The sequence below is a fragment of the Paenibacillus sp. GXUN7292 genome (assembly GCF_050864975.1).
Taxonomy (GTDB): Bacteria; Bacillota; Bacilli; order Paenibacillales; family Paenibacillaceae; genus Pristimantibacillus.
This window is the reverse complement of sequence record NZ_JBOZWO010000001.1, coordinates 327,571-341,016: the sequence shown is the minus strand read 5'-3', so window position 1 is coordinate 341,016 and position 13,446 is coordinate 327,571. Positions and strand designations below refer to the sequence as shown.

The 13,446-nt window shown below is 45.6% G+C and carries 11 protein-coding genes; 3 read left to right on the top strand and 8 right to left on the bottom strand.

Annotation, left to right across the window (positions count from 1 at the left end; translation table 11 throughout):
• Window positions 1-53: 53 nt before the first annotated feature.
• On the top strand, window positions 54-584 hold the full coding sequence (locus ACRRU2_RS01515) for a type 1 glutamine amidotransferase domain-containing protein (RefSeq protein WP_432499736.1): 531 nt from the start codon (window positions 54-56) through the stop codon (window positions 582-584).
• A gap of 56 nt (window positions 585-640) precedes the next feature.
• Here the strand turns inward: ACRRU2_RS01515 and ptsP are convergent, their stop codons facing one another.
• From ptsP to ACRRU2_RS01490, 5 genes are all read right to left on the bottom strand, one after another.
• Window positions 641-2,419, bottom strand: a complete 1,779-nt coding sequence (gene ptsP / locus ACRRU2_RS01510; protein ID WP_331701743.1) for a phosphoenolpyruvate--protein phosphotransferase — start codon at window positions 2,417-2,419, stop codon at window positions 641-643.
• Window positions 2,416-4,302: a glucose PTS transporter subunit IIA gene (locus ACRRU2_RS01505; protein WP_432499735.1), complete on the bottom strand. Its 1,887-nt coding sequence runs from the start codon at window positions 4,300-4,302 to the stop codon at window positions 2,416-2,418. Before ACRRU2_RS01505 ends, ptsP begins: the two co-directional genes overlap by 4 nt.
• 147 nt (window positions 4,303-4,449) lie before the next feature.
• A complete protein-coding gene (locus ACRRU2_RS01500) occupies window positions 4,450-4,881 on the bottom strand; it encodes a CoA-binding protein (protein ID WP_331701746.1) in 432 nt (143 codons plus the stop codon).
• Between the two features lie 28 nt (window positions 4,882-4,909).
• Window positions 4,910-6,202, bottom strand: coding sequence for a 3-phosphoshikimate 1-carboxyvinyltransferase (gene aroA / locus ACRRU2_RS01495; RefSeq protein WP_331701747.1), 1,293 nt, complete (start codon window positions 6,200-6,202; stop codon window positions 4,910-4,912).
• A 23-nt stretch (window positions 6,203-6,225) separates the two neighbouring features.
• Window positions 6,226-6,756 (bottom strand): shikimate kinase, encoded by a 531-nt coding sequence (locus tag ACRRU2_RS01490; protein WP_432499734.1) that lies wholly within the window; start codon window positions 6,754-6,756, stop codon window positions 6,226-6,228.
• A 190-nt stretch (window positions 6,757-6,946) separates the two neighbouring features.
• Between ACRRU2_RS01490 and ACRRU2_RS01485 the strand changes: the two genes are divergently transcribed.
• Window positions 6,947-7,228 (top strand): hypothetical protein, encoded by a 282-nt coding sequence (locus tag ACRRU2_RS01485; RefSeq protein ID WP_331701750.1) that lies wholly within the window; start codon window positions 6,947-6,949, stop codon window positions 7,226-7,228.
• Here the strand turns inward: ACRRU2_RS01485 and gndA are convergent.
• The gene (gene gndA / locus ACRRU2_RS01480; RefSeq protein WP_432499733.1) at window positions 7,225-8,637 is read right to left on the bottom strand and encodes an NADP-dependent phosphogluconate dehydrogenase; all 1,413 of its coding nucleotides are present in this window, start codon (window positions 8,635-8,637) and stop codon (window positions 7,225-7,227) included. The genes ACRRU2_RS01485 and gndA overlap by 4 nt on opposite strands.
• A gap of 141 nt (window positions 8,638-8,778) precedes the next feature.
• Window positions 8,779-9,375: a hypothetical protein gene (locus tag ACRRU2_RS01475; protein ID WP_432499732.1), complete on the bottom strand. Its 597-nt coding sequence runs from the start codon at window positions 9,373-9,375 to the stop codon at window positions 8,779-8,781.
• Between the two features lie 198 nt (window positions 9,376-9,573).
• On the opposite strand from ACRRU2_RS01475, the gene ACRRU2_RS01470 reads away from it, so the two are divergent.
• Window positions 9,574-10,206: a YktB family protein gene (locus tag ACRRU2_RS01470; RefSeq protein WP_432499731.1), complete on the top strand. Its 633-nt coding sequence runs from the start codon at window positions 9,574-9,576 to the stop codon at window positions 10,204-10,206.
• 126 nt (window positions 10,207-10,332) lie between these two features.
• Here ACRRU2_RS01470 and ACRRU2_RS01465 read toward each other — a convergent pair whose 3' ends face one another.
• Window positions 10,333-13,347: an efflux RND transporter permease subunit gene (locus tag ACRRU2_RS01465; protein ID WP_432499730.1), complete on the bottom strand. Its 3,015-nt coding sequence runs from the start codon at window positions 13,345-13,347 to the stop codon at window positions 10,333-10,335.
• Window positions 13,348-13,446 lie beyond the last annotated feature (99 nt).

The following is a 13,446-nucleotide window of genomic DNA, read 5'->3' as shown; positions in this document are numbered from 1 at the left end:
TATAACCTCCTTCGTTACAATAATAGAGAAAGACTGAGGAGAGGAGACTAACGATGTCCTTACAAAACCTAACCGTAATCTGCTTGCTGGATGATGAATTTGAAGACTTGGAGCTATGGTATCCTGTTTATCGCACAAGAGAAGCTGGAGCAACTGTATTGTATGCCGGACCTGAAAAGGGAAAGACGCATATCGGAAAATACGGCGTGCCCGCTACTGCAGATCTTTCCTTTGATGAGATAGACAGCAGCAGCGTAAGCGGCCTGCTTGTACCGGGAGGCTGGGCTCCAGACAAGCTACGCCGCTATCCGGCTGTCTTGCAGCTTGTGCGCGATATGGATGAAGCCAATAAGCCGATCGGTCAAATCTGTCATGCCGGCTGGGTGCTTATATCAGCAAAAATTTTGAACGGACGTAAAGTAACATCTACCCCAGGCATTAGAGACGATATGGAAAATGCCGGAGCGCTTTGGTTCGATGAGCCTGTTGTTGAAGACGGCAACCTGATCTCTGCGCGCAGGCCTCCCGACTTGCCTCCTTATGCCAAAGCATTTGTAGATGCTTTAAAAGAGCGAATGGGCTAACCATTCGCTCTTTTTCATATATAAGAATGTACAAGTTTTACACCCGTATAAAGTTCTTATACTTCACCGTGAAACGGTTCCTCATGGGCCAATGGCGCACATCGCTTCTTCTTGTCCACGGCTGCCAAAAAATCATTCAGTCTCGCTTTCATCTCGTCGCTAGTACGGCAGCTCAGCAGCTGCTGCACAACCTCTTTGCTATCCGACTGGCACGTATCAAGCAATCGTTTTTTAACTCGCAATATGGAGTGTGCGGACATACTGATGCCGTCAACATCCAGTGCAAGCCAAATAGGCAGGGCCAGCGGATTGCCGGCAAGCTCTCCGCAAACAGACACGGGAATGCCGCATTTCTTAGCAGACTCAACCGTATATTTGAGCATACGCAGCATTGCTGGATGAAACGGCTCATACAAATGAGCTATTTCTTCATTCATGCGGTCTACAGCCAGTGTGAATTGCAGCAAATCATTTGTGCCGATGCTGAAAAAATCGACCTCCTCAGCCAACAGGTCAGCGATCATAACCGCTGCTGGCACCTCTATCATAACTCCGATTTGAATAGAGCTGTCATAGGGATGGCCTTCTTCCTCAAGCTCCCGCTTCGCTTCCTCCAAAACTGCGTTAGCCGCACGCACCTCATCCAAAGATGTAATCAACGGGTACATAATTTTGACATTTCCATAATAGCTCGCTCGTAAGATTGCTCTAAGCTGTGTCTTGAATAAATCCTTTCGGGCAAGTGAAATACGTATGGCACGATAACCCAGGAAAGGATTATCCTCCTCAGGCGTTTGAAAATAATCAAGCTGCTTATCTCCGCCAATATCCAGCGTACGAATAACGATGGACGAGCCTTCCAGCCTTTCAGCAACTTTACGGTAAATTTCAAACTGCTCTTCCTCTTGCGGAAACTTTGTACGGTCCATATATAAAAATTCTGTACGGAATAGTCCGACTCCGTCTGCACTGCAGGTTAGAGCGATTTCCAGTTCTTTAAGTGAGCTGATATTCGCTGAAAGTTTCAGCTTTTTGCCGTCCGGTGTGGCAGACGGAATATCCGCTATTTGAGATAACAGCTTTTTTTCCTCGTCCTGCTTATCCCGTTTTTTCAAATACTCTGTAATTTGCTGCTTTTTAGGATTTAAAAATACGGCTCCATCCCCGCCATCAATTATAATTTTTTCACCGGTTTGTATCGGACGATCGAGCATACTTTCTATCCCGACAACGAGCGGAATGCCTAACGCTCTTGCCATGATAGCCGTATGGGAGGTTGTACTGCCCGCCAGCGTAACGATGCCAAGCACATGGTCCTGATTCAAATTCGCCAGCTGGGATGGCGACAGCTCCTTAGCTATTAAAATGAAAGGCTGCGTATCTGAGGGCAGTTTAATTTCAGGCGCACCAAGCAAATGCTTCAGCAGGCGATTGCCTACATCTTTAATATCCAGCGCTCTATCTTTCATATAATCGTCATCCAGCAAATCAAACATCGTGACAAAATGATCGATAGCTTCCTTTACAGCAACCTCTGCCGCTTTATATTGACGCTGAATAATGCCTTGAATTTCGTTCATAAAAACAGGATCATCCAAAATGGCAATATGCGCATCGAAAATCATCGTTTCGTTTGAGCCGACTACATCCTTCAGCTCGTCCTTAATTTGCTCGATTTCAACTTTGGATGTGCGAATCCCTTCGTAGACACGATCAAATTCTTTAGCAAAATCAGCTACATCAATTTGTTGTTCCGGCACTTCCCACTCCCAGTTAGGCAGTACGAATGTTCTTCCGATAGCGATTCCTGAAGACGCCCCTATCCCTTGAATCATTCTGTTTCCCCTCCACTATTGCTCTCTTTAAGTACAACTGACATAACAGAAGATTGTCCCTTTTTGACTGCTTTAAAAGGAGCGAACCGCCATGAACGAACACGATCAGAATTAGTAATGACCATCGGCGTGGCAAGCGACTTGCCTTCCTGTCGTATTCGGTGCAAATTGAATTTTATCAGCATCGTGCCCGGCATTACTTCATCGCCTTCCTTGACTAGCGCTTGGAAGAAGCCTCCGCCCTTCAGCTGTGATGTATCTATCCCAATATGCATAAGCACCTCCAGCCCTTCCGGAGTGCGAATCCCGATCGCATGCATCGTAGGATAAATATGAATGACCTCTCCCTGGACAGGAGAAACCAGCTCCCCTTTATCTGGTATAAACGCGACTCCGTCGCCTACGAGCTTACCGGAAAAAATAGGGTCCGGCACTTCTTCCAGCGGGATCATTTTCCCTTGCATAGGCGAATGGAACAGCACTTGCGCTTGATCGCGGTGAATCGTCTTAATCATCTCTTCACGGATCAGCTCGGAATAGGTGCCGAACACGACCTGCACATGGCCTCCACCGAGCCTGATAACTCCCGCTGCACCAAGATTGCGCAGCGCATTGACGTCGATATCCTTCTCGTTGGATAGCTTGAGCCTCAGCCGCGTTATGCAGGATTCCATTTGAACGATATTTTGTTTGCCGCCGATAGCCTGCAGAATAAGCGGAGCGCGGTATGGTATATCGCCTGCCCAATCCTCAAGCTGCGAGCCTTCTTCACGGCCAGGCGTCGGTATTCTAAACCTTCGGATCGCCCAGCGAAACAGAAAGTAATAGACCATGAAGACAACGATGCCAATCGGAATAATGAGCCAGCCTCTTGTAGCCAAATGCTCGTTAATTATAAAATCAATCGCTCCCGCTGAAAATGAAAAGCCGTGCAAAATACCCAGTTCATACGTTACCCACATAATGATACCGGACAATATAGAGTGAACGACATAAAGGTATGGAGCGACGAACAAAAACGCAAATTCTACCGGCTCGGAAACGCCGGTCAAGAAGGAAGCAAGAGCAGCATAAAAAAACGTTTTTCTAATTTTGGGCTTTAAATCTTCACGCGCCTCATGAATAATCGCAAATGCAATTGCCGGCAATGCGAACATCATCGTTGGATATAAGCCTGCCATGAAAGCTCCGGCTGAAAGATCCCCCGCAAAAAAACGCGGCAAATCACCATAAACCATCGTACCGGAAGCTGTTTCATAGCCGCCAATTTGAAACCAGAATACATGGCTGACTAAATGATGCAGTCCGAATACTACAAGTATCCGATGTACAAATCCATATAAGAACACGCCAAATCCATCGCCAGAAGCAACGATCTCTCCGAGATCAACTAGTATGTTTTGGAGAAATGGCGCAATATTTATCATTCCGATCGAAAATAGCAAGGAAATAAAACTGACAAATAACGGAACGAAGCGCGGCCCGCCAAAAAACTGAATATATTCAGGCAATCGCAAGCTTTTAAACCGCTCATGGCTGTAGCCCGCAATAATGCCTATGATCGCCCCGATCAAAACAGTTGGCTCTATTTCGGGATTTGCCGAATTCGTTATTCCGTAATAAATAATCATTCCTACTATCGATGCAATACCAGCGGATAGCGCATTTCCCGTTAAGCCTAACGATATCCCAAGCGCAAATATATAAGGCAAAAACAAAAAAATAGCTTCACTTGCAGCCAGTAAATGCGAGGATAGACCTGGCAAGCCGATATATTCCCACGGCAGCTTGCTTAAACTCATAAACAAAGCCGCGCCAGGCAATACGATCATCGGCAGCATAAAAGCTCTGCCAAGCTGCTGCAGATTACCTATAAACGCCATTCAAACCCTCCTTTACTATTAGACTTCTGTATTGACAATACGATAATAATCGCATCCTCGCTCAATGTCAAAGGAAACAAAGATACGGGCGAGCCTGCACGACTCCCCGTATCCTCTCTTTCCTCCATATCCATAAGGCAAACAGGGCTAGGTTTCCTTGCCATGCGGCAGGAGTATCGAGTCCTCTACCTTAATGCAGCGGTCCATAATGACCGTAAGTCCGCCGTCCAATGCGATTTGTGCGGTTTCTTCATTGAAAACGCCAAGTTGAAGCCATAGTGTTTTAACCCCAGCTTTTACAGCTTCCCTAGCGATTTCAGGCGTATATTCACTACGGCGAAATACATTGACAATATCCACTTTGACAGGAATATCGCTTAATGATGGATAGCAGACTTCACCCAAAATGCTTGTAGCATTCGGATTAACCGGAATAATCTTATAGCCTTTTGCCTGCATAGCTTGTGAAACCATATAAGAAGTGCGATGAGACTTATCTGATAAGCCTACTACAGCAATTACCGAGCTCTCCTGCAAAATCTTTTTTATTTGCGTACGATCCGGGTTTTCAAATGCCATCCTTCTCACCTCTTAAATTTGATGTAAGCTACTCAACCCATTCCACCTTGGCACCCAATGCCTTCATATGGTCAAAGAAAATTGGATAAGATTTCGCTACATGATGCGCATCACGTATCCGTATCGGAGCTTTTGCACGAAGGCCTACTACAGTCAGCGCCATAATAACGCGGTGATCGTAATGTGCGTTGATTTCAACGCCGCCCTCAACACCTTCCGGCTTGCCGTGCACTATAATTTCACTTTGACGTTCTTCTACATCAGCGCCTGCTTTGCGCAGCTCATTCAAATAGTCTGTGATTCTATCGCATTCCTTATAACGTAAATTTTCTACATTATAAAAACGTGATGTGCCTTCGGCAAATACTGCTGCAGCTACCATTGCCAAAACAGCGTCCGTAAAATGATCGCCATCGAATTCGACAGCCTTCAGCTTGCCGTTGCCTTTCACATCTACAATGCCGCCTTTTTGCGTTAGCGGCACTTCCATTGCCTTAAGCACATCGATAACAGCACGCTCGCCTTGCTTGCTGTTTTCTTCAAGTCGATGGATCCGTACTTCGGATTGTGTGACAGCCGCTGCCGCCAATAGTGCTGCTGAACCCGGGTAATCGCCCTGCACACTGTATGTTTTTGCTGCGTAGCTTTGCTTGCCTGGAACGCGGAAGCTCATGTAATCGTCGGAAGCATGGATAACGATACCTGCCTGCTCCAATACTTCAAGCGTTTGGCCAACGACAACCTTCGATTTCAAATCATGAAGCACTTCTATTTCGCTGTCCTCTTCAAGCAGCGGCGTCAGGAACAGCAAAGCGCTCAAAAACTGCGAGCTGATATTACCGGATACTTTAATATGTCCGCCCTTTGGCTGTCCGCCCTTAATTGTAATAGGCAGCTTGCCCTCATTATGTTCAATTGTGACTCCCATGCTCTCTAAAGATTCGATCAAATCATGATGCGGCCTTTTGCCAAGCGAATCCGGGTAACGATTAATGAATGTAAGATCAGGGCAAAGCGAGGCAATGGCCATTAAAAACCGCAGCACCGCACCCGCGTTGCCTACGTCAAGCTGCGCTGCCGGCTTCGGATTCCGTCCAAAGCCAGTAATGACAATTTTCTCATCATCCTCTTCAATAATTGCCCCAAGATCGCGAATACAACGGCGCATTGCATCACTATCCTCGCTATGCGCAGGATAGTAAATCGTGCTCGTTCCTTCTGCAAGCGCTGCAACAAGCAAGTAGCGCGTTGTATAGTTTTTGGAGGAGAGTGCCTGCAATTCTCCGCTAAGTTTAGGTGTTGGTGTAACGATTACATCCATTGTAACAATTCCCCTTTGCCCAATTATAGTTGTATTCTCGTCTCAAGCTGTTCGGTTATGGCAGCTGCGACCTCGGCAGCACTCCTGGCAGTCGTATCAACAGCGACAGGCGCGAAATCATAGGCATGCTTGCGCTGCTCCATTAGATGTTCGACTCTTGCCTTAACGTCTCCTTGCAGCAGAGGCCTTGCCGTATCATGCTTCACTCTTTCGACGATTTGCTCAGCAGTTGCTGTTAGAGCTACGACAAGCCCATGCTTCAGCATCAGCTCGCGATTGCGTTCAGCAAGCACTGCGCCTCCGCCAGCCGCAATAATAAGCTTGCGCGAATCGGTAAGAAGCTTCTCCAGCACAGCTGTTTCGATTGCTCGAAACGCCGCTTCTCCGTCTTTTTCAAATATATCAGCTATAGCACGGCCTTCTGACTGTACGATTTCGGCATCGACGTCAACGTTTTCCCAGCCAAGCTGCTTAGCAAGCAAAGCTCCGACGGTTGACTTGCCCGTGCCCATAAAACCAACCAAAATAATATTACGAAGCCCTTCATTGCCCATGTGCTTATTCTCCCTTAACAAAAACATATACTTTCCTGTATTTCAAGGATAAATGGCTATCGCCGACTTATGTACATCATATCATTTTTTTTAGGACCAGGGTATAAAAAAGCTAATTATGTCGTATTTATGATAATACACGCTAAAAATATTTACGAACAAAAAAATAGGAAAGGAGAGCATTCACACAATGAATGAAACAAAACGACATATAAACAGTTTGCTCGATGCCGATCATCCGCTTTGTCGCAATGATGTTATCTGGCTGCTTCAGTGTATAAAAAAAAGAGTAGCTGACGAGGACCCAGCTCTACTGGATCTCCCGCAGCTACGCTTAATTCAAAGCTTTCACGCTTATGCGGAGGCGGCATTATGCCTAATTCAACGAGGCAACAATAACTCGCTGGATGCCAATCAAATGCGAGAATGGCTATCCGAGGCATCCAGCGTCCTCCTAAACAATGAAGCTTAATCTTGCAGCCAGTTGAAATGGAAAGTGCCTTCCTTATCCACACGCTTGAATGTATGAGCGCCAAAGTAATCGCGCTGAGCTTGCAGCAGATTGGCCGGCAGACGTTCTGTGCGGTAGCTGTCGAAATAGGCCAGTGCGCTTGCAAATGCAGGAACAGGCACGCCGTTTGCAACGGCTACGGATACAACTTCGCGCCATGCGCCCTGGTAGGATTCAACAACATCCTTAAAGTAAGGGTCAAGCAGCAAATTGCGCAGCTCAGGATCGCGGTCATAAGCATCCTTGATGTTTTGCAGGAAGCGTGCGCGAATAATGCAGCCGCCGCGGAAGATCATCGCGATCTCGCCGTAGCGAAGATCCCAGTTGTATTCTTCAGAAGCTGCACGCATTTGCGCGAAGCCTTGCGCGTAGGAGCAAATCTTACTTGCAAACAGCGCCTTGCGCACAGACTCGATAAATGCTGCACGGTCGCCTTGGAATGGAACTTTAGCTGGTCCGCTAAGCACTTTGCTGGCAGCTACGCGCTCTTCCTTCATAGCGGACAGGAAGCGGGTAAATACGGATTCTGTAATAATGGAAAGCGGCACGCCAAGATCAAGTGAGCTTTGGCTTGTCCATTTGCCTGTGCCCTTTTGGCCAGCAGAGTCAAGAATAACATCCACCATCGGCTTGCCGGTCTCAGGATCATATTTGGAGAAAATATCTCTTGTAATTTCAATTAAGTAACTGTCAAGCTCTCCTTTATTCCAGTCGGAGAAAATTTCATGAAGCTCTTCAGCGCTAACATCCAGTACATTTTTGAGAAGGTCGTAAGCTTCGCAAATAAGCTGCATGTCGCCGTATTCAATACCGTTGTGAACCATTTTCACATAATGGCCCGCACCGTCCGGCCCAATATAAGTACAGCAAGCATCTTCGCCTACCTTAGCAGATATAGCTGTCAAAATCGGCTCAACAAGCTCGTAAGCTGATTTTTGTCCGCCTGGCATAATGGAAGGGCCCTTAAGCGCTCCCTCCTCACCGCCGGATACGCCTGTGCCGATAAAGCGGAAGCCTTTAGCCTCAAGCTCCTTGCTGCGACGCTGTGTATCTGGGAAGTATGCATTCCCGCCGTCGATAATAATATCCCCTGGAGCAAGATGCGGAACAAGTGAATCGATCGTCGCATCCGTGCCTGCGCCTGCTTGTACCATAATCAAAATTTTGCGAGGCACTTCCAATGATTGCACAAACTCTTCAATTGTATAAGTCGGAACAAGATTTTTGTCCGCTGCTTCCTTCATTAGTTCATCTGTCTTCTCACGAGAACGGTTGAATACAGAAACTGTAAATCCTCTACTTTCGATATTAAGAGCAAGATTTTTGCCCATTACGGCCATACCAATGACACCGATTTGCTGTTTAGACATTTGGCTCTTCCATCCTTCGTATATATTTTAAGTCATAATAAGCCTATTCTACTCTTTTTGCGACAAGAAGAAAACTATTTCGACCGAAAATGTACAAAAAAACGACCCGCAGCTTTATTATAGCATACGGATCGTATCCTTTTATAATTCCAATTGCAGCATTTCAACTCTTAACAGCTCCAGTTTATTTTTAGATAAAACAACTTGCTTCTCGTTGCCTGTCTGTAAAGCTTCATAAAGAGCGGATAATTCATAATCGAGCTCATAGCGTAAAACGGCTGCTCTTTCCTCCGCACGCTTCGATTGAAACGCCCGAATCATATCCTCAGTAGTAATCGCCGGCTTTTTTTGGAAAATAATACGATGCTCCATTCCCGTCACCTCCACCAACCGGATAATTTCCCCGAACATAATATTCTCAATGACCATTTGCCGATCCCTTGTCCGTTTTACTACAGCATGCCCTCTTGTATCATTTATCAGCTTATCAAGCAGCTCAGTAAGTCGCTCATCGCGCACTGTATAATTGCCTATCATCTTGTAGCGGTCATTTAATTTTTGAAAATGCAGCTTAAGCAGTCTGCGGCCTGATCGGATAGATACTAAAAATGCACCTTCCGATTCACTCCAATATAACGAATACCCTTCTTGAATAAGCTCTCTAATTAGGTTTTGGATTTGCCGTCGTTCAAACCGCAATTCCAAATTACAAAATTCGACCTCATATCCTTTATTCACGGCAACCCCTCCTTGATCTGCGGCCAATTGTCAGAAAGTTCAGAATTCATTTCGTAATACTATCTTATACTTCATCTTATGTTGTGGCAACTTGGATTATTGACTAATTTTTAGCCCGTTTTATTAGATCATGATATACTTATTCCATGTTCTATCATCATACCCTTTTTATCAAATCAAAGTAAGGAGAATACCGGAATGTTTACTCGTAAAGATTTTGAAGTTTTTCATATACAAGGGCTTGAACAGCGCATGATTGCAATCCAGGAGCAGATTCAGCCTAAATTCCGTACCATCGGCGAGCAGCTGCGCAGCAGCCTAAGCGTGCATACGGGCAAAGAGATGTTTCTTCACATTGCCAAGCACGCCAGACGTACTGTCAATCCGCCCAAAGATACTTGGCTGGCGATATGTGACAACAAGCACGGGTACAAGGGGCATCCGCATTTTCAGCTGGGGCTTTTCGATGATCACCTGTTTATTTGGCTGGCGCTTATTTATGAGCTTCCAGGCAAGCAGCAAGTAGCTGCAGGCTTTTTAAATCAGCTGGATGATGTAATTGCAGCCGTTCCGCAAGACTATGTAATATCGCTCGACCATATGAAAAAGGACAGCACTGCCGTACATACACTTGCCGAAGATGATTGGAAAAAGCTGCTTATCCGCTTGCGTGACGTCAAGCAATGCGAGTTATTAATAGGTAGACATATTTGCCCGGATAGCGAGCTTTTGAACAGTGAAGAAAATTTGTTAGGATATGTAGAAAACACATTTTTGCAGCTGCTTCCGTTGTACGAGCTTGCCTGCCAGAAGGCAAGGCATACGGTATAAACTGCCAATTAATCACCCTCTTCTTGCAATAGTAAGAAAAATCTTATTGTGCAAAAAGGCAGCCCCTGTCACGAATGACTTATGGGACTGCCTTTTTCCATATTTTTTTAATACAGTAATTCAGAATTAAGAAGAAGCAGTCAATCCATCTTGCACTTGTCGTCTTCTTTGTTTTGCAGATTTGCGGAAATACATCAGCTCATACACACAAGGAACAATAATTAACGTCAATACTGTTGCACCTGCAAGGCCGCCAATAACGACGATGGCAAGGCTTTGCGATACGATGCTGCCTGACTCATGCGAACCGAATACTAGCGGAAGCATCGCACAGATCGTAGCAAGCGCCGTCATTACGATCGGTCGCAGACGAGTTGCAGCCGCTTCGGCAATCGCTTCACGAATAGACATTGTCTGCTCATTTTGCTTCACACGGTCTATTAACACAATGGCATTGGTAACCACGATGCCAATTAGCATCAATGCTCCAAACATCGCTGTAAAGTCCGGCGTTACACCAGATATTAGAAGTCCTGTCACAGCGCCGATAGCCGCCAAAGGCAGAGATATCAATATTGCGAGCGGAGCGCGCAGCGTTTTGAACGTGAGCACCATAATCAAGTAAACAATCCCAATGGAGATAAGCGCCGTCATGCCAAGATCAGCAAAGTCCTCCGATTGATCCGAAGAAGCACCGCCAACAATTGCTTTTACACCTTCCGGAAGCTCTACGCTATTCATCTGTTCTTTAATTCGCTGATCCACCTTGGACAACAATGAAGGCTCCGCGCTAACCGTAACCCGTACATACGGCTTGCCTTCCTTATGGTAAAGCAGGCTGGGCTCCTGTGTTTTTACCAAACTTGCCACTTCCTCAATCGATCTAGGCCCTTCCTCAGTCATCAGCGTAATTTGCTTCAGATCGGACTCTGTCTGCGCGAGAGCAACAGGCTGCAATATAACGGGCGTTGCATGACCGTCAATTTTAATTTCGCCAAGCGGCATAGGATTAAACAAGCTTTGCAGCTGCATTGCGGTGTCCTGCCCTGTTGCTTGAGTCGCGTTAATCTTATAAGAATATACTGTTTTTTGCTCAGACTGATTGCTTTCAACCTTCAGAACGCCATCCACAGGCCTAATAGCTGTTACAATTTGTTCGGCAGCCTGCGCTAATTGCTCTGTATTTTCGCCCATAATATCTATAAATATGTTGCTTGAGCCGCCACCCATCATAAGATCAGTGGCAGTAACAAACAAGTCAGCTCCTGCGTATTGGTCTTGCAAAGCTAATATTTCAGCCATAAATTGCTCCACATTCGTCTGTTTTTTCAAGTGAAGCATAAATTGAACATTCGTTGCGGAGGAAACAGCTCCGAATTTAGCAGCCTCGGCGCTATTGCCCAGAGACATCATCACCCAGTCTACCGAAGCGTGCTGCGTTAAGTAGCTGTCCAGCCTTTCCCCTGCCAAAAGCACATCATCCGAAGGCGTATCGCCAGCATACTGCAAAGAAATATCTACATACTCTGCACTGGATGAATCGAGCGCTCCCTTGGGCATCGAGACATACAAGCCAATCGAGCCTGCAAAAAGCAGCAGCGCCAGAGTCAGAGGCAGCCATTTTCTATTTAAATTCCATCGAATAAAATGAGTAAACCATTCTGCGCCTTTATGCGGCGCTTCAACCGTATTCTTAAGCAGTACAGCGCTCAGCAGCGGCACGACTGTCAACGCAACGATCAGTGATGCGAGCAATGAATAAGCGACGGTAAGCGCAAACGGCAATAGAAAATCCTGCAAGGAGCCGCGCAGCAAGCCCATTGGCAAAAATACGGCTACTGTTACAAGCGTAGAAGAAGTTATCGCTGACGCCACTTCTTTCGTTGCTTCTTTTATTAATGAAATCGAGAACGATTCACGCTGCAATCTCCGATAAATGTTTTCTATGACGACTATACTGTCATCCACTAATCTGCCGACGGCAACCGCCACGCCACCCAGTGTAATAATATTAAGCGAAACTCCAGAAATGTGAAGCAAATAAAGTGTAATTCCTAACGATAGTGGGATAGAAACAATTGTAATAATGGTCGCTTTGAAATTACGCATAAAAACTAAAATGATAATTGTTGCAAATAAAGCTCCCAGCAGCACCTCCTGCAGCATGCTGTTCACAGATTGAACAATTGATTCTGCGGTACTAAGTATTATTGATACTTCTACGCCAGTATGGTCCTTATTGAAGTCAGCAACCATATCTTGTATGGCATTGCCTACCGATACCGCGTTGGCTTCTGCTGTTTTAGATATCGTTACCATAATGGCATCTTGTCCATTTAATCGCGTAATACTATCCTGCTGCTTGGAAACGTTTATGAAAGCAACGTCCTTAAGCGATACATGTGGCGCCACTGGCAAGCTTTCTAATGTTTTAATGTCTTCGATCTGATCATATAGGGCTATGTTAGCGGTATGACCGTCAATAATCTGTTCGCTAATCGCGGCTGATACGCCTCTTCCCTGCAGTATGGAAAGCAGGCTCTGTACGGGAAGGCCCAGCTCTGAAAGCTTCTGCGTATGAGGTTCGATCAAGACGACCGGATTGGACTTGCCATCTACGACGACTTGACCTGCGCCTTCAATATTTTTAATCTCAGCAAGCACATTTTTCAGCTGTTCATCCTTATCGTGCTCGCTCAGACCTTTTTCAAAGGTTACAACTAACCAGGATATCGGAATCATCGAGGTGTTCAGCTGTACGACAAAAGGCTTCATAACATTGCTTGGCAATGGCACGCCCGCCAATGCTTGCTCAACCTCCTGCTTCGCTTCCTTCATACTCGTTTTAGAATCGTAATTAATAATGATTTGGCCATAACCGTCGCCGGAAGTAGAGAAAATATCCTTTTTACCCTTAACAAATAAAACAGCTTCTTCAATCGGATTTGTTACCTGCTCTTCCATCGCTTTTCCATTCATGCCTGGGCCAATCGTCGTTATCATCACTTGCGGATTATCTGCAGCTGGCAAAAATTCCATCGGCAATCGGAAATAACTGATAACTCCCATAACTAATGCCATAAAGACTAGCAAGGCTATTGCTGCTTTATTGCGAAATGACCACTCTGTTAATTTACTCAACTTGAACGACTCCTTTATCCTCTGCAATAATTTCTTTCTGTAATAATCATAAGTTGAGGAGTCAGATTACATAATCGTCTCAAGTCCAGTATTTAGCAA

Bases quoted from the DNA above. Each gene is read 5' to 3' on its own strand.
- ACRRU2_RS01515 (WP_432499736.1), top strand. From the start codon at position 54: ATGTCCTTACAAAACCTAACCGTAATCTGCTTGCTGGATGATGAATTT.
- ptsP (WP_331701743.1), bottom strand. From the start codon at position 2,419: ATGATTCAAGGGATAGGGGCGTCTTCAGGAATCGCTATCGGAAGAACA.
- ACRRU2_RS01505 (WP_432499735.1), bottom strand. From the start codon at position 4,302: ATGGCGTTTATAGGTAATCTGCAGCAGCTTGGCAGAGCTTTTATGCTG.
- ACRRU2_RS01500 (WP_331701746.1), bottom strand. From the start codon at position 4,881: ATGGCATTTGAAAACCCGGATCGTACGCAAATAAAAAAGATTTTGCAG.
- aroA (WP_331701747.1), bottom strand. From the start codon at position 6,202: ATGGATGTAATCGTTACACCAACACCTAAACTTAGCGGAGAATTGCAG.
- ACRRU2_RS01490 (WP_432499734.1), bottom strand. From the start codon at position 6,756: ATGGGCAATGAAGGGCTTCGTAATATTATTTTGGTTGGTTTTATGGGC.
- ACRRU2_RS01485 (WP_331701750.1), top strand. From the start codon at position 6,947: ATGAATGAAACAAAACGACATATAAACAGTTTGCTCGATGCCGATCAT.
- gndA (WP_432499733.1), bottom strand. From the start codon at position 8,637: ATGTCTAAACAGCAAATCGGTGTCATTGGTATGGCCGTAATGGGCAAA.
- ACRRU2_RS01470 (WP_432499731.1), top strand. From the start codon at position 9,574: ATGTTTACTCGTAAAGATTTTGAAGTTTTTCATATACAAGGGCTTGAA.